Annotated in this window: 20 protein-coding genes; 12 read left to right on the plus strand and 8 right to left on the minus strand. The window is 64.0% G+C overall.

The window, feature by feature from the left end:
- Positions 1–285: GDP-mannose 4,6-dehydratase (locus tag G372_RS13550; protein WP_038095738.1), on the minus strand; the 285-nt coding region annotated here is incomplete at its 3' end.
- Between the two features lie 389 nt (positions 286–674).
- Between G372_RS13550 and G372_RS0107385 the strand changes: the two genes are divergently transcribed.
- Genes G372_RS0107385 through G372_RS0107395 form a run of 3 tightly spaced genes read left to right on the plus strand, consistent with a single transcriptional unit; the run spans position 675 to position 4454 of the window.
- Positions 675–1805 carry a polysaccharide export protein gene (locus G372_RS0107385; protein WP_019623640.1) on the plus strand — a complete coding sequence of 377 codons (1131 nt, stop codon included), beginning with the start codon at positions 675–677 and terminating at the stop codon, positions 1803–1805.
- A gap of 2 nt (positions 1806–1807) precedes the next feature.
- Positions 1808–2251: a low molecular weight protein-tyrosine-phosphatase gene (locus tag G372_RS0107390; protein ID WP_019623639.1), complete on the plus strand. Its 444-nt coding sequence runs from the start codon at positions 1808–1810 to the stop codon at positions 2249–2251.
- 22 nt (positions 2252–2273) lie between these two features.
- Complete coding sequence (locus G372_RS0107395; RefSeq protein ID WP_019623638.1) at positions 2274–4454, plus strand: polysaccharide biosynthesis tyrosine autokinase; 2181 nt, start codon at positions 2274–2276, stop codon at positions 4452–4454.
- Positions 4455–5140: 686 nt separating this feature from the next.
- On the opposite strand, the gene G372_RS0107400 is transcribed toward G372_RS0107395, so the two are convergent.
- The 4 genes from G372_RS0107400 to G372_RS13950 all read right to left on the minus strand — a co-directional run bounded on the left by G372_RS0107400 (position 5141) and on the right by G372_RS13950 (position 9029).
- The gene (locus G372_RS0107400) at positions 5141–7234 is read right to left on the minus strand and encodes a YjbH domain-containing protein (RefSeq protein WP_019623637.1); all 2094 of its coding nucleotides are present in this window, start codon (positions 7232–7234) and stop codon (positions 5141–5143) included.
- A 17-nt stretch (positions 7235–7251) separates the two neighbouring features.
- Positions 7252–8016, minus strand: coding sequence for a capsule biosynthesis GfcC family protein (locus tag G372_RS0107405; RefSeq protein ID WP_019623636.1), 765 nt, complete (start codon positions 8014–8016; stop codon positions 7252–7254).
- Between the two features lie 17 nt (positions 8017–8033).
- The gene (locus G372_RS0107410) at positions 8034–8573 is read right to left on the minus strand and encodes a YjbF family lipoprotein (protein ID WP_019623635.1); all 540 of its coding nucleotides are present in this window, start codon (positions 8571–8573) and stop codon (positions 8034–8036) included.
- Between the two features lie 147 nt (positions 8574–8720).
- On the minus strand, positions 8721–9029 hold the full coding sequence (locus G372_RS13950; protein ID WP_081618894.1) for a hypothetical protein: 309 nt from the start codon (positions 9027–9029) through the stop codon (positions 8721–8723).
- 277 nt (positions 9030–9306) lie between these two features.
- Between G372_RS13950 and G372_RS0107415 the strand changes: the two genes are divergently transcribed.
- A complete protein-coding gene (locus G372_RS0107415) occupies positions 9307–9762 on the plus strand; it encodes an RT0821/Lpp0805 family surface protein (RefSeq protein ID WP_018864904.1) in 456 nt (151 codons plus the stop codon).
- Positions 9763–9874: 112 nt separating this feature from the next.
- On the opposite strand, the gene soxB is transcribed toward G372_RS0107415, so the two are convergent.
- The 3 genes from soxB to G372_RS0107435 all read right to left on the minus strand — a co-directional run bounded on the left by soxB (position 9875) and on the right by G372_RS0107435 (position 13902).
- Positions 9875–11683: a thiosulfohydrolase SoxB gene (gene soxB / locus G372_RS0107420; protein WP_026340319.1), complete on the minus strand. Its 1809-nt coding sequence runs from the start codon at positions 11681–11683 to the stop codon at positions 9875–9877.
- Between the two features lie 406 nt (positions 11684–12089).
- Positions 12090–13532 carry a M48 family metalloprotease gene (locus tag G372_RS0107430; RefSeq protein WP_019623633.1) on the minus strand — a complete coding sequence of 481 codons (1443 nt, stop codon included), beginning with the start codon at positions 13530–13532 and terminating at the stop codon, positions 12090–12092.
- Positions 13533–13590: 58 nt separating this feature from the next.
- Positions 13591–13902 carry a hypothetical protein gene (locus tag G372_RS0107435; protein ID WP_018864908.1) on the minus strand — a complete coding sequence of 104 codons (312 nt, stop codon included), beginning with the start codon at positions 13900–13902 and terminating at the stop codon, positions 13591–13593.
- Positions 13903–14166: 264 nt separating this feature from the next.
- Here G372_RS0107435 and G372_RS0107440 point away from each other — a divergent pair, with 264 nt between their 5' ends.
- The 8 genes from G372_RS0107440 (at position 14167) to G372_RS0107475 (ending at position 20714) form a co-directional block, all read left to right on the plus strand.
- Positions 14167–14496, plus strand: a complete 330-nt coding sequence (locus G372_RS0107440; RefSeq protein WP_018864909.1) for a rhodanese-like domain-containing protein — start codon at positions 14167–14169, stop codon at positions 14494–14496.
- Positions 14497–14636: 140 nt separating this feature from the next.
- Positions 14637–14867, plus strand: a complete 231-nt coding sequence (locus tag G372_RS0107445; protein ID WP_017941140.1) for a sulfurtransferase TusA family protein — start codon at positions 14637–14639, stop codon at positions 14865–14867.
- Between the two features lie 187 nt (positions 14868–15054).
- Entirely contained in the window at positions 15055–15729 is a 675-nt protein-coding gene (locus G372_RS0107450; RefSeq protein ID WP_017941141.1) for a 4Fe-4S dicluster domain-containing protein, read from the plus strand.
- A 45-nt stretch (positions 15730–15774) separates the two neighbouring features.
- Positions 15775–17181, plus strand: coding sequence for a heterodisulfide reductase-related iron-sulfur binding cluster (locus G372_RS0107455; protein ID WP_018864910.1), 1407 nt, complete (start codon positions 15775–15777; stop codon positions 17179–17181).
- Positions 17182–17204: 23 nt separating this feature from the next.
- Positions 17205–18233: an FAD-dependent oxidoreductase gene (locus tag G372_RS0107460; RefSeq protein WP_018864911.1), complete on the plus strand. Its 1029-nt coding sequence runs from the start codon at positions 17205–17207 to the stop codon at positions 18231–18233.
- Positions 18172–19044: a hypothetical protein gene (locus G372_RS0107465; RefSeq protein WP_020008846.1), complete on the plus strand. Its 873-nt coding sequence runs from the start codon at positions 18172–18174 to the stop codon at positions 19042–19044. Before G372_RS0107460 ends, G372_RS0107465 begins: the two co-directional genes overlap by 62 nt.
- A 49-nt stretch (positions 19045–19093) precedes the next feature.
- Positions 19094–19810, plus strand: coding sequence for a 4Fe-4S dicluster domain-containing protein (locus G372_RS0107470; RefSeq protein WP_018864913.1), 717 nt, complete (start codon positions 19094–19096; stop codon positions 19808–19810).
- Entirely contained in the window at positions 19803–20714 is a 912-nt protein-coding gene (locus G372_RS0107475; RefSeq protein WP_018864914.1) for a CoB--CoM heterodisulfide reductase iron-sulfur subunit B family protein, read from the plus strand. Before G372_RS0107470 ends, G372_RS0107475 begins: the two co-directional genes overlap by 8 nt.
- Positions 20715–20758: the final 44 nt, after the last annotated feature.

Raw genomic sequence — 20758 nt, forward strand, 5'->3', positions numbered from 1 at the left:
ATAGCGCACCCCGGCCTGGGCCGCCAGGTTCACCACCCGCTCCGGGCGGTGCTCGCGAAACACCCGGTCCATCGCGGCGCGGTCGGCGATGTCCTTCTGCTCGAATACAAAGCGCTGGCGGGCGGCTGGCAGGGCACGGATGCGATCCAGCCGGGCTCGTTTCAGGCTCGGGTCGTAGTAGTCGTTCAGGTTGTCGACACCGATCACGGTGTCGCCACGCTCCAGCAGGCGCAGGGCCAGATGCGAACCGATAAAACCTGCCGCGCCGGTGATCAGGACTTTCATGTCGCCGTTTCCTCGTCGGACTGAATGGGGCCGTTGTGCCCGGGCATCGGCCGCCCGAAGGCGGTGTGATGGAGATCCGGGCGCTCGTTCATAGGGTGAACGCGATGGATTCAAGCATCGGCTTGGATGGCCCCGCAACGCCGGTTCCGGGAAACGTGAGGTCGATCCTCCGAAGCTGTGATCAGCCCCGTAAGTTTCGGATCGGGGCGTTGTTCGCAAGGGGTCGCGTGCCGATATTTTGCGCCAGTTCGACGAAGATGCTGGCCATTCGTGACAAGGTCAGCCCGCTTGAGGCGGAGCCGGCGGGGCTCGCCACGATGTATCGCAAGGCATGACGCGACCGTTGGCGCCAGGGGGCGTTGCGGACATGCGCATAAAGAGGAAGATCCATGAACGTGATTCGCCCCATACGCTGGGTCCTGTTGCTGGCCATGCTGGCGGTTCTGGCTGGGTGTGCCTTTGCGCCCGGTGGGCATATCGCCGAGCGCACCGACAGCGCCCCGATCGATGAACTGGTCGACATCGAGCCCATTACTTTTGGCCTGATTCGGGCCCAGGAGACGCGGTCCGTACCGCCGGACCTTCGGCGCGTGAGCGACGAAATGGCGCAGGACGTCGACGAGTACGACTACCGCATCGGGCGTGGTGACGTGCTGGCGGTGATCGTGTACGAACACCCCGAGTTGACGATCCCGGCCGGGAGCGAGCGTTCGGCGGTGGAATCGGGGAATACCGTGCATCCGGACGGGACGATCTTTTATCCCTACATCGGTCGCGTGGAAGTCGAGGGGTACACGGTGTCGCAGGTACGCGACCGGATCGCCCGCGATCTCGCGACCTTTGTGAATGAACCCCAGGTCGAGGTGCGCGTGGCCGCCTTCAACTCGCAGAAGGTGCAGGTGACGGGCTCGGTGCGCGAGCCGGGTGTACAGCCGGTCACCAATGTGCCGCTGACCGTGCTCGATGCGATCCATCATGCGGGCGGGCTTGCGGACGATGCCAACTGGCACGAGGTGATCCTGACCCGGGAGGGCGAGGAAATCGTTATCTCGCTGTACGACATGCTGCGCTACGGCGACATGTCGCAAAACCGGCTCCTGCGCGATGGCGACGTTCTGCATGTCCCGGATACCGCCGGCCAGCAGGTCTATGTGATGGGCGAAGTGGGCGAGCCACAGCGGCTGGCGCTGGGCCGTGGTCAGCTGACGCTGATGGATGCGCTCAGTCAGGCCGGGGGCTTTAACGAAACCCGTGCGGACGCCAGCGGCATCTTTGTGATCCGCCGTGCACCACCGGACAGCGACAAGCTCGCGACCGTCTACCAGCTGGATGCGCGTAATTCCACTGCACTGATGCTGGGGGCCGAATTCGAGCTGGAGCCACTGGACATCGTCTATGTCACGACGACGTCGCTGGGTCGCTGGAACCGCGTGATCAGCCAGCTTCTGCCCACGGTCAGTGCCGTTTATCAATCCTCCCGTACCACGCGCGATGTGCGCCGCCTGTCGGATGACCTCTAGTTATGTTTAACCGGATTCTCGTGGTTTGTACCGGCAACATCTGCCGCAGTCCCGTAGGCGAGGCGCTACTGCGTGAGCGCTTGCCCGATCGCACGGTGGAATCCGCGGGCCTTGGGGCCGTGGTCGGGGAAGGTGCTCACCCGGAGGCACGGCGCCTGGCCGAGGCCGAGGGGCTGGATCTGTCCGCCCACACGGCCCGGCAGGTTGAGCCGGACTGGTTGCATCACGCCGATCTGGTGCTGGTGATGAGCGAGGGCCAGCGCCAGGCGGTGGGTGGACAGCACCCCGAGGTGCTCGGCAAGACGATGCGCTTTGGCCACTGGCTGGAAGGCGGCCGGGGCCGCGACATTCCCGATCCCTACGGCAAGAGCCCCGAGGTTTTCGCCCAGGCTCATGCCTTGCTCGTGGAGGCCGCCGATGCCTGGGCTTCGCGGCTGAACCGATGATCTCCGACACAGGTATATCCCGATGACAAAGAACCATTCCCCCGGGGTGCCGGAAGGCGAACTGGATATCGGCCGACTGCTCGGCCAGTTGCTGGATCACAAGTGGCTGATCATTTTTATCACTGCGCTGTTTGCTGCCGCGGGTGCGGCTTATTCGACGTTGTCCACCCCGATCTACCAGGCGGATGCGCTGGTGCAGGTGGAGGACATGGGACGCTTTAGCAGCCCCTTGTCGAACATGCGCGAGATGCTGGGGCAGGAGCCCCGGGTCGAGGCCGAGCTGCAGATCCTGCGTTCACGCATGGTGCTCGGGCGCACGGTCGACCAGGAGGCGCTGGATCTGGTGGTACGCCCGCACCGCATGCCGGTGGTGGGCGACTACCTTGTTCGCCGGGGCATGGAGCGCCCCGCGTTTGCCCGGTCCAGTGTCTGGGCGGGCGAGTCGCTCAACGTGGGCGAGTTCCAGGTGGCTCGCGCCTACGAGGGGCGGACCTTCACGCTGGAAGTGCTGGACGATGATCGCTACCGCCTGTTCAACGGCGACAATGAACTGGGCGAGGGGCGTGTTGGCGAGGACGTGGAGTTCTTCGATGGAGATGTGCGCCTGCGCCTGGCCGAAATGGACGCCGGCGCCGGTGCGCGCTTCGATATCCAGCGACGCTCGCGTCTGGCCGCAATCAATACCCTGCGTACGCAGTTCGAAGCGGGCCAGCAGGGGCGCGAGAGTGGCGTGTTCAGCCTGACGCTGACCGATCCCGATCCGCAGCAGGCCCAGCGTGTGCTGAACACCATCAGCCAGATCTACTTGACGCAGAACGTTCAGCGCAAGGCCGCCGAGGCCGAGAAGAGTCTCGAGTTCCTCGAGGAGAAGGTGCCGGATGTGCAGGAGCAACTGCAAACGGCCGAGGATGCGCTGAACGAGTACCGTACGGAGCGCGACAGCGTGGATCTCTCGCAGGAGACGCGTGCCGTGCTCGACCGTCTGGTCAACCTGGAGCGTCAGCTCAACGAGCTGGAGTTCGAGGAGGCCGAGATCTCCCGGCGGTACACACCCAGCCATCCGACCTATGCGGCCCTGATCGACAAGCGCCAGAAGCTGCAGGAGGAGCGCGACCGGCTGAACCAGGAGGTCAGCGCGCTGCCGGAGACCCAGCAGCAGATCCTGCGTCTCAATCGGGACGTCGAGGTCAACCAGGACATCTATGTCCAGCTGCTCAATCGCATGCAGGAGATGGATATCGCCCGTGCCAGCACGGTGGGCAATGTCCGCATCCTGGATGACGCTCAGGCGGGCCTTTCCGCGGTCGAACCGCAGCGCAACCTGATCGTGATGCTGTCCACGGTATTTGGCGGTGGCCTGGCGATCGCGCTGGTGCTGGTGCGCGGGATGTTCAACCGCGGGGTGGAATCGCAGGAGGAGATCGAGGGGATCGACCTGCCGGTGTATGCGAGCGTGCCGCGTTCCAGGGCGCAGGAGAACCTGCTGCGCCGCGTGAAACGGCGCAACCAGCCCCGCGGCTACGATGTCCCGGGGGGCGTGCTGGCCTCGATCGATCCGGCCGACGATTCCATCGAGGCACTGCGTGGCCTGCGCAGCAGCCTGCACTTCGCGATGCTCGAGGCCGAAAACAACCGCCTGGTGATTACCGGTCCGAGCCCGAATGTGGGCAAGAGCTTTGTCTCGGTTAACCTGGCGACCGTCTGTGCGCAGGCGGGGCAGCGCGTGCTGATCATCGACGCCGACCTGCGCAAGGGACATGTCCACCATGCCTTCGGGGAGCGCAGCGACGGGGGGCTCTCGGAGTTCCTCGCGGGCCAGGAACCCCTGGAGGGAGTGTTGCGCCGCACAGAGATCCAGGGGCTGGATTACATCGCCCGTGGCAGTGCTCCGCCGAACCCGTCGGAATTGCTGATGAGCGATCGTTTCAGCCGTCTGCTGGAACAGCTCAGCCGGGACTACGACCTGGTGCTGATCGACACGCCGCCAATCCTGGCGGTGACCGATGCGGCCGTGGTGGCGCGCCAGTGCTCGACCACCTTGATGGTGGTGCGCTTCCAGCTGAACCCGCTGCGCGAGATCGAGTCGGCACGGCGTCGTCTCGACGCGGCGGGGGTCGAGGTGCGTGGCTGTATCCTGAACTCGATCGAGTACAAGGCCTCGACCAGCTACGGCTACGGCTATTACCACTACTCCTACAAGTAGCGGATCGCGGGGCCGCGAAGCGGCGGCCCCGATTGATTCCCCTCGTGGCCCCGGCGATTGCCGGGGCTTTTTTTGGTTCGTCGAACACCACCCATCGGGGATGCGGCGCGGATCGCGAGCCATGAGTGTTCGTGGTCGCGATGGCCGCAGGCGCGGCGGGCTAGTGCAGCGAGCGTGGTGGTATCTGTTGCCTGTCGGGTTCGGGGCAGGGAGGCGCGTGCCCCCGGACACGGCGTTGCGGCTCCCTTGGGCAGAATGACGGTACAGTCGTCACCGCGGCCTGTTCGTACGCAAAGGCGACTGGAGCGCGGCCGTGCGATTCAATCAGCGCCTCGCCAGGCAGGAGACCGAACAGGCGGGTCTGACTGAGGCCGTCGGACGATCAACACGCACGCGTCTGCCTGCGGAGGGTGGTGGAGCGCCGAGGCGAGAGAGCGTAACGAGTATGTCGCCATCGGCAGTCCTGGTGTTCCCTGGGAGGGGCGGCTGGTGCCGGGCTGTCCTGTCATGGATTCGCGACCGGCGCGTATGCGCAGGTGTGCCGGGATTGTCCCGACTGCGTCGGAGGTGGCAAGGGGGAGGAGGAAGCCGGGGGGCGCGAGTGCGAACGCACACGCGCCTGACTCGGCGTCTCGTCAATCGGAGGGAAGGGGTGTCCGGGACGCGATGCCCCGGACACCGGGGGATTAACGCCAGGTGGCGTCGGGCTCGTCCCAGTAGCGGCCGACCTGACGTTCTTCGGTGATGTCGAACAGCTGATGACGCCGGTTAAGGCGCGCACCACCGTCGCGGGTCAGCGGCTGCCAGGCGATGTTGGCCCGGTTGCGGCTGGAGGTGGAGAAGAAGGAGTCGTAGGGGACCGACAGGTACAGGCCCTTGTCGAAGCTGCCTTCGCCGAAGTCCTCGCCCGCATCGGTGAAGGTCGACCAGGCCCCGACCCGCACGCCGTTGGCAAACTCGCGCGAGAAGTCGAGGGTGGTCCCGAAGTCACCGGCCAGATAGCGGCCCACGCTCACCCTGGCATGGATGTCCTGTATCCCGGTGTCGACATAGGTGGTGACGTGCCCGGTCACCTGTTCATAGTCGCGCAGGCCGAACTGCTGGTTGAACTCGCGCTGGCGCACCCAGTTGGCATCCACGCCGATGGCCCAGCGACTGTTGAACGGACGATACAGCAGTTCGCCACCCACGCCGGCGTACATCGTCTCCAGAAGGCCGCCATAGCCCATTGCGTACCAGTTCTTGCCCAGACGCTTGGTATGGGTGGCCTGGAGGTTGGAAATACCGACGTTGGTCTCGGCTAGGTAGTCGCCGATGTGCGTGCGCACGCGCGGCAAATCCGAATCCGCGATGTATTCGTAGTTCTCGAGGTTGTCTGCCAGGGTCGTCGTGAGCATGGACGAGATCCAGGTGCCCTGGGCGAGGTGATAGCTGGCATCGAGATAGGCGGAGAGCCGGTACAGATAGCCGTCGGGGCCGCCAAAGTTCTGTTCCAGGGACGGACCCGCTCCCCATTCGAAGCGCCGGGGTTCGGCCTCGTAGAGGACCTCGCCTCGATCCTCGTTCGCGCTGGGTTCGATGTCGCGCACCCGCACGCTGTGGCGGTAGTCGGTCTCGTGATCGGCCGAGGCCAAGGCGCGGCCGAAGGCCTCGCGGTCGTGCAGGCTCTCGCGCAGCTCGAGCCCCAGTGTCTGCCAGCGGTACTGGAAGGTGTGGATGCCGGCATCGGCCTGGGCCTCGAGCAGGCGGTTGGCCCGCCCCTCGGACTGCTTCAGGTTGCGGAAGCGGTTGGGTTCGCCCGTCACCTCGATGGTGTCGCCGACCTGGCGAATCTCGGTCACGTAGATCCCGGCATTGGTATTGAGGTCGGCGGCCACCGCGTCCCAGTCGCGGCGTTCCACATGGGCGGGGTCGACCGGGGCCGGATCGTCGGCCTTGGGCTGTGAGAGCCGCGCGAGATTCGTCGTGAAATGCAGCCCGACCATCGCGGTATTGCCACGCTGCCAGCCGGTATGCAGTTCGACATTGTTGGTCAGGCGCAGCCGTGCGCCGAAATTGAAGCGCGAATCCTGCTCCTGGAAGTTGTCCTGCGGCTCGTTCTGATAGGTGTTGCCCTCGTATTCGACCTGCAGCAGCAGCCGGTCCCAGGGCGTCTGGTATTCGACCCCGCCGAACAAAGCCGCCGGGCCACGGAACATCTGATGCGTCGCGATCTCGCCGCCCTGGCCGCCACCGGCCGAGCGGGGTCGTTCGTCAAAACTGTCGTCAATCCAGCCAAGCGGTGATTCGATATCGCCGTGATTGCCCAGGTATCCCCAGCCAATCCCCAGAGAAAAGTCGAAATTGTTCCAGCGCTTGTTCGCAACGAGGTACTCACCACCAAACAGGGTAGTGCCGCCGAGGTCCTGAAAGCCGAGTGCGACCTCCGGGATGAAGCGACTTTCCTCGACCAGGCGGAGTTTCAGGTCGGCACCCTTGTCGATGTTGTGCCGGTCATCGTCACCGGCTGCAAGGAAGGGGCGGTTCTCGATTTGTACGTAGCGAAATCCGAGCTCCATCCAGTCAAGCGGCTGGACGAAGACGCTCCAGCGGCGATAGGGAAACGTGCGGTTCCAGCCCGCGGCAAAGTGGCCCGCATCTCCGGTGCGGGCCGTTGGGGTTTGCATCAGACCAATGCCGCCGGTATCCCGCTGGCCCTGGCCCAGCCCGAACTCCTCGGCCTGCGCGGTGGGCAGGCCCAGGCCGAGGAGCACCGCGGCCACCAGGGTGCGGCGGCGCATGCGCAGAGGTGTAGCATTCATGGCAGTTCCCGAATTGTGCAGTTGTCACCCGGCAGTCGGGTTGCGAGAAAGCGGGGCAGGCGCTGGTTGAGGAGATCGCCCTCCACCGAGCTGCCCAGGTCGCGAACATGTAGATGCGCCATCACGCGGGTCCCGGGAGCGATCGTGGTGTCCTCGCGGTTCCAGGGCGCGACCCCGAATACGTGGACCTCCCCCAGTGGTGTAACCACGGCGGCGGTGTCGGTGCCGCGCAATGCGGCGCGCGAGGGCTTGTCCAGCACATCCTGCAAGGTCATGCCGGGAGTCCATTCATGACGGTCGACACCGTCCAGCGACCACAACTCCACCCAGTCGGGTGGGGTGCAGTACCCCATGTGCTCGATGTCTGTCTGCGCTGGTGCATGACGCAGATTGGCGAGCAGCCAGGGCAGGTCGAGGCGTTCCGCACTGCGAACCTGCGGTGATGCGTCCATGGCATCGACCGTCTGGCTCCAGGTATCCAGCGCCTGAGCCACTTCGGGCCGGCCGCCGACATCCATCGTTTGTCCGATCAGTTCGATCTCGGCCAGAATCCGCCTGCGTTCGTGCTCGATGGGGCGCACATCGCGGCTCCGCAATGCGAAGCCGTAGGCCCAGTCGATGGGCTCTGACAGTTCGTCCTGCCAGGTCACCCAGCTATCGGCAAGGGATTCCTCGGCGGGCTCTTGTTCGGCCGAGCCAACGTATGGGGCAAGGGCCAGCAGACCCGCGGCCAGCCAAAGGGAGTGAGAATGGTTGCGCATTAGACCTCCTGAGATGGCTACCACCAGGGTCGGGCCACCTGCCAGGCGATCGAGGGACCGTCCGGCCAGGCCTGGCCGTCGTAGGCCCACAGGTCGAGTGTTTCGGGGTCACGCCAGAAATCGGCGCGAGTCGTTCCGGCGCCTTCCCAGTCGATGCGTTCGCGGCAGCGCTCGAGTTCCAGGGTCGCCAGCGGCAAGTCCCGCGACGTGCGAGTCCCGCATTCCAGCGTGCCTTCGCCGACATGCCGTACGACCGTGCCGGTGGGTCCGCGCACATGGCGCTCGACGCGATAGGTGTCGGGGGTTGTCTGGCGCCAGGGGGGCGAGTCCGCACCGGGGTGGTGTGTCCCCAGCAAGTCCTGTTCAAGGCCGGATGTGGCAAACAAGCCGCCGTCACGCAGTTGCAGCGAGAGGCCCTCGGCGCTCGGCCAGTAGGTGTGCTCATTGGAGGTGGCCCCCAGGATCACCAGTCCCTGGTGATCCTGGGTCTCCACCGCCAGCGAGGCATACGGGATCTCTTCCGCATGGGAGCTTACGTCCGGGCCGCCCGAGACCATGCCCTGTAGTGATGCCCCAAGCGGCGTGGGACCCCCGCTGCCACAGCCCGTGACCACGCTCACGAAAACCCCAAGCCCCAGACATGCGAAAGCCGCCCGGAGGCGGCCTTCACGAAGGAAGTGCGAATTGGTTCGCATGGGCTTTCGCTACCGAGTGCCCGTCGCCGGGGTGGTACCGGTGCCCGGGGTCGTGCCGGTGGAGGCAATCAGGCCCACGAGACGGCCGGAACGGGTCGCGGTACGGGAGACGGCGCCCGGTTCTGATCGGGCCGCCGCGGAGATGCCGCCGGAGGCCGAGCCGCCGGCTGCCGGCGAACTGGGGTTCCCCTGCGGGGCACTGGCGCTGGCGCCCGCGCCGGCACCAGCAGAGCCGCCCGCACCAGCCGACTGCGCCATTACCGGGCCGGATACGAAAAGACTGGCAACAATTGCCGTGGCAAATATCTTCTTGATCATAGTCACATTCCTCGCTTCACTGGGGGTGTCTGTTACCCGGTGGACAGTCTAGGAAGGAGGGCCCCGAGGGAACAGGGGGGCCAACCAATTCTGAGAGGTCAGTACGAGGTTTCTCGCACGTGTTTTGAACGGATTGGAAGTTTTGCGGCCTGGAGGTCACATTCGGCCGGCGGGGTTCCTTCTGTCTGCTTTCTTCACGCAGTGTTCAGGTCTCGCTCGCTAGCCTGATCACTGTAGTTGAGCAGCGCGGTCACGTGGCCGCGCAACGGAGGCAGAGATGAAGAAGGCAGTGGTGTTAGCGGCGGTGGCGAGCGTGGTCTTTCTGCTCGCCGGGTGCCAGACCCCGCCCACCAAGGAGCAGACCGGGGCGGTGATTGGTGGCGCGGCCGGTGGGGTGATCGGTTCGCAGATCGGAGGCGGCCGGGGACGCACCGCCGCCATTATCGCCGGGACCCTCGCCGGAGCGGCGATTGGCGGGTCCGTGGGTCGCACGATGGATCAGGTGGACAGGCAGCAGGTGTCGCACACGCTGGAACACAACCCCGATCAGCGTGCTTCGACCTGGCAGAACCCCAACACGGGTTACGAGTATCGGGCCACGCCCACTCGCACGTACCGGTCGGACGGTCGTGACTGCCGGGAATACGAGGTCGAGGCCACAATGAACGGGCAGCCGGAGACCGTAACCGGCACGGCCTGTCGCGACGACCAGGGGCGCTGGGTGAATCAGTAGCCTGGGCTGTTCGACCACCTTGCCAATCGTTTGACTGGTGCCCGACAAGAAAAGCCCCGCGTAAAGCGGGGCTTTGGGTTCCGGTGCACCGGAAATGCGTGGCGGACGGTCGTCAGCCGCGGTACATGACCTCGGTTGTGGGCACGTAGCCGAGGTTGTCATCGCCGATGTTCTTGACCTTCGGTTCGTTCAGGTCGGTGATGCGCACACCATCGGTCTGGTCACGCAGGTACTCGGCGACGCTGTCCCAGATCATCGTGCCCGTGCCCCCGGCCGGTTCGCGCTGGACGCTGGCCCAGCCCGCTACCACGTATTCCTTGTCCGGGTCGATCTTGCGACCGTCGAGTTCCATCTCGGAGATGCGGTTGCCGATCTCGCCTTCCGGGTTGATCGCATACCGGAGGCCGCCCACGCGCACCATGTCGCCGCCCTGCTGGTAGAACGGGTCGGCGTTAAACAGGTTGTCGGCGACGTCTTCAAGGATGTCCTTGATCTGTGCGCCAGTCATCGCGTTGCGGGTGGTCTCCGGGTAGGTCAGGCCGGTCTGGTCCATCACGTGCTCGAAGGTGATCGGCATGCCGGGGAGGACCGTCGTGCCCCAGCGGAAGCCCGGCGAGAACGCGATCTGGGCATCATGGACCTCCATCAGCGCATCGCAGATCAGCTGATCGAAGGTGCCGTTGAAGTTGCCGCGACGGAACAGCAGGTCCTCGGCGACCGCCAGTTCCTCGGAAAGCTTCTCCTCCATGTTGAAGGTTTCGCCGTTCCAGGTGACGTCCTGGTTGCGCATGTTGTCGATGAAGGACGCCATCTCCGGATCTTCGTCCAGCAGGTTGGCGAACACCGGCACGAGGCGGTATTCCCAGTCCTGGATCTTGCCGTCGCGGAAGTCGAAGTCGAGCACGCCGACGAACTTGGCGTTGGAACCGGCATTGGTGACCAGGCAGGTGCCGCCATCGGGGCGTTCCACCGGCAGCGGCTGGGGTACGGCATCATGGGTGTGGCCGCCCATGATGGCGTCCAGGCCCTCGACCATGCCGGCCATCTTGATATCCACGTCCATGCCGTTGTGCGACAGCGCGACGACGATCTCGGCGCCTTCCTCGCGCGCGGCATTGACCTGCTGCTGCATGTCGTCCGGGCGGATGCCGAAGGACCATTGCTCGATCATCCAGCGCGGATTGGCGATCGGGGTGTAGGGGAAGGCCTGCCCGATCACGGCGACGTTGACGCCGTTCATTTCGCGGATCACGTAGGGCTTGAACACGCGATCGCCCCAGTCCACGTCGGTGACGTTCTGCGCGACAAAGTCGATGCCCGCATCGGCGAAGTCGTTGTCGATGACTTCCTGCACGCGCTCGTCGCCGTAGGTGAACTCCCAGTGGCCCGTCATGATGTCGATGCCAAGCAGTTTCTGTGCATCGACCATGTCCTGGGCGTTGGTCCACAGCGCGGTGCCGGACCCGCCGCCCCAGGTGTCACCGCCATCCAGCAGCAGGGCGCCCGGGCGCGAGTCACGCAGCTTGTCGACCAGTGTCTTCAGTTGGGCGAAGCCCCCGACACGGCCGTACTGTTCGGCGGCCTCCATGAAGTTCAGGTTGGTGTAGGCATGCGCAAAGATGCTGTCGCGCGGGATGTCGTAGTGCTTGAGGAAGTGCTCGCCGACGATGTGGGGCGGACGGTTGCGCATGTCGGCCACGCCGATATTTACGTTCGGTTCGCGGAAGTAGATCGGCTTCAGCTGGGCATGGCTGTCGGTGTAGTGCAGCAGGTGCACGTTGCCGAAGCGATCCAGCATCTCGTACGGGTCTCCCGAGGTGCCGTACTTGCCATTGGCGGCCGGGGCGCAGCCCGCCAGGGGGAAGCCGGCCACGCTGGCGGCCGCCAGCAGCTGCATGAATTCTCGCCGTGAGATATGCATGAGGGTCCTACCTCTCTTCTGTGGTTTATTCTGGTTATGGGGCTCGAAGCAGCAACACAGACGCTGCGTCGATGGGGAACATTCCCCGAATCCGAAACTTGGTGCTGCTCGGCAATGGCCTGATCAAGTTGCCGCTTTGCCCGGCTCGGTGCGACTTCACGAATGATGGCCCACTGGCCCCGGAGGGCGTCTGCGTGTGCCAGTACTCCCGAGCGTGTTCCTCCGTGTCGCGGGAGGCAGGGAGCTTCCGTGGCCCGAGCACCTCATAAGTGTCGTGCTCTTCGTTGGCGCTTGTCCGCATCCGAACAGGTAGCTTTCGTGTTCGACCTTGCAGCAGCCGGGGGCGGACGACTCTTCGAGAAATCCCTGTACGGCCGGCAACGCGCGACTGCATGAAACATTCGGGCTAGCGGCGTTGTTCGCGGACCTCCCGCGCCGTCTGCTTGGCCGTGTCGCGCTTGTCCTCGATCCGCTGGATATCGCGCTCGCTGGCATCGCGTGCGTCGATGGCGGCCTCGAACTGACGCACGGACTCTTCGTACTGCGCCCGGTGGAAGAAGTACTCGGCCATGGCCTCGCGGCTGATCGCAATATAGCTGGCCGCGTCGGCGATGTCTGCCTTCAGTCGCAGCAGCTCGGGGTTGGGCGCGTGTTCGTGGCGAATCATTTCGTTGACGATGCGGATGGCACGGTCCGGGTTGCCCAGGTCTCGGTGCACGCGGGCGAGCAGCTCGCGGATCACCGGGTGTCCGGGGTAGACCGCATCCAGGTCGTTAAGGATGTCCAATGCCGCTTCGTGGTCCCCGCGTTCGCGTTCCAGTGAGGCACGGGCAAGGTCCAGGGTCATGCCGGGGGCCTCCTCGACGGGGATCTCCTCCAGCCGTTCGGCGGCGCGTTCCAGTTCCCCGCGCTCCAGGTGCGCGACCATGGCGCCGTAGATCTGATGCGGTGCCGGGTCGGACGCCCCGCGGTGAATCTCGATCGCGCGGCGCGGATCCTTCAGGGCGCGGGCTCGGGACTGCATCCATTGGAACTCGGGCCCGCGGTTGCGTGTATCCACCGCCGGCATCCCGGCTGCGCGGTTGCGGGCGTCGGTAATGCGATCGAGCGTGACCGGGTGGGTGCGCAGGTACTCGGGGACCGCGTCACCGACGCCGCGCGAGAGTTCCTGCAGGCGCTCGAAGAAGTCCGCCATGGCATTGGGGTCGAAGTCCGCGCTGGCGAGGATGCGCATGCCCGCGCGGTCGGCCTCGGCCTCGTTGGCGCGCGTATAGTTGATCTGCTGCTGAATGCCGCCCGCGACGCCACCGGTGATGATGGCGGATCCCAGGGTCGGGTCGGCCATCGATGCCAGTACGCCGGCGAGGATCGCAAGGCCGGTGGTGAAGTTCACCTCGCGCCCGCGCGCGAACATGCGGGCCAGGTGGCGCTGGGTCACGTGCGCGATTTCGTGGGCCATGACGGCGGCCAGTTCGGCCTCGTCGCGGACCTCGAGCATCAGCCCGGAATGCACCCCGATGATGCCGCCGGGCATGGCAAAGGCGTTGACCTGGCCGTTGTCGATCGTCAGGAAATAGAACGGGCCATCCGCGTCGGGTGCATTCGCGAGCAGCTGCCGGCCCAGCGAGTCGACATAGAAGGATACTTCCGGGTCCGTCACCAGCGGCAGGGACCGGCGAATCTCGCGCAGCAGGGAGCGGCCGAGTTCGCGCTCCTCGGCCGGGGTCAGTATGCCGCCGGACGCATCGCCCAGATCGGGTAGTGCGGTTCCGGAGGCCGAAACTGTCGGAGCTCCCAGCGTGAATACCAGGAGCAGGGTTGAAAACAGTGCGAAAAGCGAAGTCTTCATGCGACGGAGGCCGGCCGTTGGGGCCGGCCTCCGAAGGTTATGGGCAACGTGGGTTCGGTTATTTGCCGAGGCCCGGAGCCGAAGAATACGTACGCATGCTGTCACGGGTTTCCCAGAGCTTCGGCTTGAGCATGGCTTCCGGGACCATGAACTTCTTGCGATCCAGCACCTTGTGGGTGCGCACGATCTTGACCACGTCGTCGTACTTCAGCTTGAACAGCAGGCCGACATCGCCGCCGGAGGTGCGGCGCACGATCATGTAGTCGTCTTCCATGCTGTGCACGTAGATGTTGGCCGGGCGCAGCTTGCCGTTTTCTTCCTTCAGGGTTACGGCGTAGTGGCCGTCGACCTGGAATTCGCTCTTGTCCACCGCAAAGTCCTCCGCGAATGAATCTGGGGGTTGACCGTCTGCACGCGCCCGCCCGAGAGCCGGGCGCGTCCATCAGTATTTGCTTCAACTCGGAACGATAGCACGACTTCCATCCGCGAGAGAACAAACCACCTGTCACGCGTCCGGCAAGTTTGCATTTGTGGCCCGTTTCGCTATTCTCCGCGCCCATCCTTCGCGACCGGTGCCTGTTGGCGGGATCCGTGAGCGAGGCAGGCGCGGTTCAGCACACTTGGAGTGGCACACATGTACGGATTCTCGGAGATCACGGCCGACGAACTCGAGCAGTGGCGAGCGGAAGGCAAGGACTTCCGGCTTGTCGATGTGCGCTCCCCGGGCGAAACGGCCCGTGGCGTGATTCCCGGCGCAGAGCTGGTGCCACTTACGGTCCTCCCCCTGCGCAAGGACGAGTTTCTGGGAAGCGACACGCCGCTGGTCCTGTATTGCCAGAGTGGGGCCCGTTCCGCGCAGGCCTGTGCGTTCCTCGCACAGCAGGGCCTGGAAACCGCCAACAGCCTGCGTGGCGGTATCGTGGGGTGGGCGCAGTCCGGCAAGTCGGTCGTCACCCCGGATTAGAATTCGGTTGTATTCCGATCCCGTTTCCCCTATAAGGGTGGATTCGGCTGGCAAGGGTTCGATCGTCGTGGTCCCCAAACCACCCCGATTGGTACCTCAGCACCCAACTGATTTTGGTAACGCACTAAAGGAGACACACCATGGCCAACTTTGACCAAGAACTCGACGCTTCCGGCCTGAACTGCCCGCTGCCGATCCTGCGCGCCAAGAAGGCCCTGGCGGCCATGGACGCCGGTCAGGTTCTGCACATCATCGCCACCGATCCGGGTGCCGTGAAGGACTTCCAGGCCTTCGCCAAGCAGACCGGCAACGAGCTGATGGAACACAAGGAAGAGGGCGGCAAGTTCTACTTCCTCGTGAAGAAAGCCTAAGGCGTCTCTAAGTGCCTGAAACGGGGCGGCGATCCGGAAGGGTCGACCGCCCCGATTCCTGAAAAACGACGGTTGCCATGCGGTAACTGGATAGGTGCCTGGACGCGGTCTAGGCTGGCTGAGCAAGGTTCTCAAGAAACCTGCATCGCCAACAGCGAAGAGGTGACATATGGCGACATACGCTGAGATGCAGCAAATCTTCGACGACATCCGCGGAGATTTTCGCTACGACCACGAACTCAACGGCTGTCTGAACTGCGGCATCTGCACGGCGACGTGCCCCTCCGCTCAGTTCTATGACTACTCCCCGCGCGAGATCGTCCAGCTGCTGTGGACCGAAAACGTCGAGCAGATCTACGACGCGATGCAGGAAAAGATCTGGGCCTGCGCTCAGTGCATGACCTGTGCCGCTCGCTGCCCGTTCAAGAATTCCCCTGGTGGCCTCGTCGCGATCATGCGCGAGGTGGCCATCAAGCACGAAATGCAATCCGCGAAGGACGTGCTGCGCCCGTTCGGTCGCGTGATGCTGAAGCTGATCACCACGGGCAACCAGCTGTCGCCCGACATGATCCAGCCCGACCACTTCCCCGACTGGGGTCCCAATATCCAGAAGGTGGAAGGCGACCTGCGCATCCTGCGCAAGGCGATTCCGGTGAAGACGCTGCAGACGGTCGAGACCGCCTGGGAAGTGTCCCTGAAGACCTCGGTCGAGATGTACACCATCTGGGAAATGACCGGGGTGCTCAAGTCCCTCGAGCTGATGGACGAGAACCTCTTCGACGTGATCGAAGACTTCATCGACGAGAAGCGCGAGGACTACGAAGACTGGCTCGAGGAGCAGGAAGAGGAAGACGACGAGTAAGTCGTCCCGTTTCCGACTCCACTCCAGGACATCAGGAGAAGCGTTATGAGTGAACAGACCCCAGGCAATCACAACCAGAACGGCGAGGGTGCCGGCGCCGGCACCATGAAGCCCGGCTTCCACAACACCGACGGCCAGGGTATCGCCGGTCACGGCTCCTTCTTCCAGGCGACCGACCTGTCGAAGGAAGACGCGATCAAGGCGACCGACTGGGTGCGCAAGCATGTCGACCGCCGCACCATCGACCTCGGCGACCGTATGGATGACATCCGCGAGCACATGTACGAGCTCGAGAAGGATGGCCAGATCATCATCCATCGCATCAATGACGAACACGAGCCGGCGACGGTGAATACCCTGTTCGGCTGGGAAAAGAAGGTCCCGACCAAGCAGCTGTGGCACCACAAGTCGTGCGGTCAGTGCGGCAACATCCCGGGTTACCCGACCTCGCTGCTGTGGTTCATGAACAAGTTCGGCTTCGAGCCGGGCAAGGACTACCTCGACGAGACCGACCAGACCTCCTGCACCGCGTGGAACTACCACGGCTCCGGCATCGGGAACGTCGAGTCGCTGGCCGCGGTGTTCCTGCGCAACTTCCACCAGGCCTACGTCTCCGGCAAGCAGCACGGACACGAGCTGGGTCATTTCTACCCGCTCGTCCACTGCGGCACCTCCTTCGGCAACTACAAGGAGATCCGCAAGTATCTGGTCGAGTCTGCCGAGCTGCGCGAGAAGGTCACCAAGATCCTCGGCAAGCTGGGTCGCCTGGTCGACGGCAAGCTGGTCATTCCGGAAGAGATCATCCACTACTCCGAGTGGGTGCACGTGATGCGCAACCGCATCGCTTCCGAGCTGCAGACCATCGACGTGTCCAACATCCGCACCACCTCCCACGTGGCCTGCCATTACTACAAGATGGTCCACGAGGATGCGGTGTATGACCCGTCCGTGCTGGGTGGCAACCGCACCGCGATCATCACCTCCACTGCCCAGGCCCTGGGTGCGCAGGTGATCGACTACTCCACCTGGTACGACTGCTGCGGCTTCGGCTTCCGCCACATCATCTCCGAGCGCGAGTTCACCCGCTCGTTCACGATGGATCGCAAGATCCGCGTGGCCCGCGAGGAAGCCAACGCCGACGTGATGCTGGCCAACGATACCGGCTGCGTCACCACGATGGACAAGAACCAGTGGATCGGTAAGGCCCACAACCAGAACTTCCAGATTCCGATCATGGCGGAAGTCCAGTTCGCGGCCCTGGCCTGCGGCGCGGATCCGTTCAAGATCGTCCAGCTGCAGTGGCACGCATCGCCCTGCGAAGACCTGGTCGAGAAGATGGGAATCTCCTGGGACGAGGCCAAGAAGACCTTCCAGGAATACCTGAAGGAAGTCGAGGCCGGCAATATCGAATACCTCTACAATCCTGAGCTCGCTTACGGGGGCAAAGTCTGATGCAGCAAGATACTGTTCTAGTAGTGGGTGGCGGCCCGGCCGGGCTGGCCGCCGCCGCCAATGTCACCTCGGCCGGTTTCAAGGCCGTGATGGTCGAAAAGGAAGACGTCCTGGGTGGCGCGCCGATCCTGTCGGGCTACGCCAAGCTGGTGCCCTCCGGCGAGTGGGCGAAGGACGCCATCGGTCGCATGGTCAAGCGTGTGGAAGACGATTCCAATGCGACCGTGCACAAGGGTGCGAAGGTCGAGAAGCTGGATGGCGAAGCCGGTAACTTTACCGCCACGCTGACCAACGGCGAATCGGTCCAGGCTGGCGCCGTCGTGCTGGCCACGGGCTTCACCCATTTCGATTCCATCAACAAGCCGGAGTGGGGCTTTGGCACGTACGAAGACGTGCTGACCACCACCCAGATGGAACAGATGGTGGCCTCCGGCAAGATCGCCTGCCCGTCCGACGGCCGCGTGCCGGAACGGGTCTGCATCCTGCTGTGCGTGGGCTCGCGCGATCGCCAGATCGGCCGTGAGTGGTGCTCCAAGATCTGCTGCACCGTCTCCGCCAACCTGGCCATGGAGATCAAGGAGATCTCGCCGGAAACGGACGTGTTCATCTACTACATGGACATCCGGACCTTCGGCCTGTACGAAGACAAGTTCTACTGGAAGTCCCAGGAAGAGTTCAAAACCAAGTTCGTCAAGGCGCGTATCGCCGAAGTCACGTCCTCCGGCGACGGCCGGCTGCTGGTCAAGGGCGAGGACACCCTGGTCAAGCGTCCGATCGTGATCCCGTTCGACATCGTCGTGCACGCCATCGGGATGGATCCGAACGCCGACAACCCGGAAATCTCCCAGGTCTTCGGTGTCGGGCTCGAGAAGCACGGCTTCATCGAGAAGGCCGAGCAGTACACCAACACCTGTGGCACCACCCGCAAGGGAATCTACTCCTGCGGTGCGGCCTACGGCCCTGAGACGATCGACGACTCGATCACTCAGGGTGCCGCCGCCGGTGGTCGCGCGGTCGCGGACCTGCATGCGCTGGTTTCGAAAGCCGGCTGAGGTCGTCAGCGACGAAGCGGCTCCGGGTGTGAACCCGGAGCCGCTGCAGGTGACCTTTGATCAGGAGATCCTCGCGACGAAGCTGAACAGCCTGAACGAGGCCATCGCCGAGGCCGGCGGGGTTGACGGGCTGGAAACCTTCATCGAGGCATTGCGCTCCAAGCACGAAGTGTTTGCGGGTGTGGTCGCGAAAGGCGACGACATGGATGCCGAGGACCTGCGTACGCTCGCCGGTCTGGTGTTTGCGGTGCGCCGCAAGCTGGCGAGTGTGATGGGTGAACGCCAGGGGGCCCTCGTGGACGGGATGCGCGCTCTGGTGCGCCCGGATGCGGACCTGGACTCGCGGCTGGCGGCCTTTGCCGATCTGGCCGGGGACGACAAGAAACTGCGACGCGGGTTCTGGGACTTCGGTGCCGAGATCCTGCATTTCGCGGATCCCGAGACGGTCCCGCTGGCCACGCGCTGGGTGTGGGACACGGGGACAACGACTGGGGCGTTGCGCGAGTTTATTCGCGGGAACGACACCCTGCGGTCGATTCCGATTGGCGAGACCGTCGGGGCGATCGAAGGGGCCAGACGCTGGTTCTACGATGCGCTGGCCGAGGAAGGCTTCTACCGCGACCTGCCGTTTGTCACGGATCTGGTTTGGGTGCAGGCCTACTCCGACTACGCGCGTTCGCTGTCGATGAGTCTGGGCATGATCGACAACCAGTTCGGGGCGAAGCAGGACCCGCTGGAGCTAGGCGTAAAGCTCCTGGGGATCGATTCCCCGGAAGGACGCCTGAAAGGTCACGATGCGTCGCTGCATTGAATAATGGAACGAACTTGAGCCTGGTAGCACAGGTTTTCGGAGAGACGTCATGGCAATACATGAAAAGGCACTGATCGAGGACGAACGCCTCCAGCAGCACGACGAGCTGGTGGTCGACGGCGTGGACGTGTCCGGACACTGGAACACGATGATCGCGCCGCGGACCGTTCGCGATTACGACGACGATTTCGAGACGAAGATCCAGGGCTATGCCGGTGGCGAGTATGTGCACCGCTGCTGGCAGTGCGGGTCCTGTACCAACTCCTGCACCATGTACGCGCAGAACGTGCAGTTCAATCCGCGCTACTGGATCTACCTGACCCGCCTGGGCATGAAAGAAGAGCTGGTCAAGGACAAGGACATCATCTGGCAGTGCGTGTCGTGCAACAAGTGCACCAACATCTGCCCGAAGGACGTGAAGCCGGAAGGCGTGATGAAGGCCCTTGCGCACTGGATGGAAGAGGAAGGGATCACCGAGAAGGCCCCGTCGACCATCTTCGACGAAGAGTTTGCCGATCAGATCTACAAGACCGGCCGCATCGAAGACGGGAAGGTGATGCAGAACTTCTTCAAGAAGACCGGTCAGCCGCTGGTCCAGGAATGGCTGAAGGTGTTCATCTTCCGCATGATGAAGCACCTGCCGGTGAAGCACCTGATGGCGATGGGCATGAACACCGTACATACGCCGCGCACCAAGTCCTGGGGCAAGACCGGGGACGTGCTGAAGAACTACGTGCGCGAACAGAAGGAGGCCGCTCATGGCTAAGGTTGCTTACTACCCGGGTTGCGCCCTCGAGGGGTCCGGCGGCCCGTACGACCGCTCGACGCGCGTGCTGGTCAAGGCGCTGGGTCTCGAGATGGAGAACCTGCGCGACTGGAACTGCTGCGGTGCGATGGAGGTGAAGAACATCCATCCGATGCTGCAGACGTACCTGTCGGCCCGAAACATGGCCATCGCCTCCGAGCAGATGGGCATGGACACCGTGATGGCGCCGTGCAACGGCTGCTACCACAACCTGAAGAAGGCCGAGTACGAGACTGCCACCTCCCAGGACGCGATGAATACCGTCCAGGATCTGGCGCGCAAGTCCGACGACCCGGTCTACACCGGTGACGTGCGCACCCTGCATCTGCTCGAGTGGCTGATGGAGGAGCTGGGGCCCGAGGGCATCAAGCAGAAGATGACGAAGAGCCTGAACGGCATCAAGATCGCCAACTACTACGGCTGCATGTACACCCGGCCGCGCCAGATCTTCCCCGAGAAGGACAACGGCCCGGGCTCGGATTCGAGCTACCAGCCGCACTTCATGGATGACCTGCTGGGTGCCGCCGGCGCGGTGAACGTGGACTATCCGTTGAAGACGTCCTGCTGCGGCGGCGCGCACACCCTGTCGGATTCCGATACCTCGACCCAGTTGGTGCTGAACCTGCTGCAGTCGGCGGAGGATTCCGGTGCCGAGGTGATCGCGACCGAGTGCCCGACCTGCCACTCCGGTCTGGAGATGCACCAGGTCCGCGCCGAGACCGAGTTCGGCATCAAGACCGACGTGAAGGTGCTGTACTTCACTCAGCTGCTGGGTCTGGCGATGGGGCTGTCTCCGCGCAAGCTGGGCATCCACGAGAACGTGAGTGATTCCATCGGGCTGCTGAAGGAGAAGGGGGTCATCTGATCCCCGGGTATCTGGCCCGCATGGCCCAGTAGTATCTTCGAAAA

Source organism: Thioalkalivibrio thiocyanoxidans ARh2 (assembly GCF_000385215.1).
In the GTDB taxonomy this organism is placed as follows: domain Bacteria; phylum Pseudomonadota; class Gammaproteobacteria; order Ectothiorhodospirales; family Ectothiorhodospiraceae; genus Thioalkalivibrio; species Thioalkalivibrio thiocyanoxidans.

Bases quoted from the DNA above. Each gene is read 5' to 3' on its own strand.
- G372_RS0107395 (WP_019623638.1), top strand. From the start codon at position 2,274: ATGACAAAGAACCATTCCCCCGGGGTGCCGGAAGGCGAACTGGATATC.
- G372_RS0107415 (WP_018864904.1), top strand. From the start codon at position 9,307: ATGAAGAAGGCAGTGGTGTTAGCGGCGGTGGCGAGCGTGGTCTTTCTG.
- G372_RS0107470 (WP_018864913.1), top strand. From the start codon at position 19,094: ATGGCAATACATGAAAAGGCACTGATCGAGGACGAACGCCTCCAGCAG.
- G372_RS0107440 (WP_018864909.1), top strand. From the start codon at position 14,167: ATGTACGGATTCTCGGAGATCACGGCCGACGAACTCGAGCAGTGGCGA.
- G372_RS0107400 (WP_019623637.1), bottom strand. From the start codon at position 7,234: ATGCGCCGCCGCACCCTGGTGGCCGCGGTGCTCCTCGGCCTGGGCCTG.
- G372_RS0107410 (WP_019623635.1), bottom strand. From the start codon at position 8,573: ATGGTCTCGGGCGGCCCGGACGTAAGCTCCCATGCGGAAGAGATCCCG.
- G372_RS0107450 (WP_017941141.1), top strand. From the start codon at position 15,055: ATGCAGCAAATCTTCGACGACATCCGCGGAGATTTTCGCTACGACCAC.
- G372_RS13950 (WP_081618894.1), bottom strand. From the start codon at position 9,029: ATGATCAAGAAGATATTTGCCACGGCAATTGTTGCCAGTCTTTTCGTA.
- G372_RS0107390 (WP_019623639.1), top strand. From the start codon at position 1,808: ATGTTTAACCGGATTCTCGTGGTTTGTACCGGCAACATCTGCCGCAGT.
- G372_RS0107475 (WP_018864914.1), top strand. From the start codon at position 19,803: ATGGCTAAGGTTGCTTACTACCCGGGTTGCGCCCTCGAGGGGTCCGGC.
- G372_RS0107385 (WP_019623640.1), top strand. From the start codon at position 675: ATGAACGTGATTCGCCCCATACGCTGGGTCCTGTTGCTGGCCATGCTG.
- G372_RS0107455 (WP_018864910.1), top strand. From the start codon at position 15,775: ATGAGTGAACAGACCCCAGGCAATCACAACCAGAACGGCGAGGGTGCC.
- G372_RS0107430 (WP_019623633.1), bottom strand. From the start codon at position 13,532: ATGAAGACTTCGCTTTTCGCACTGTTTTCAACCCTGCTCCTGGTATTC.
- soxB (WP_026340319.1), bottom strand. From the start codon at position 11,683: ATGCATATCTCACGGCGAGAATTCATGCAGCTGCTGGCGGCCGCCAGC.
- G372_RS0107405 (WP_019623636.1), bottom strand. From the start codon at position 8,016: ATGCGCAACCATTCTCACTCCCTTTGGCTGGCCGCGGGTCTGCTGGCC.
- G372_RS0107445 (WP_017941140.1), top strand. From the start codon at position 14,637: ATGGCCAACTTTGACCAAGAACTCGACGCTTCCGGCCTGAACTGCCCG.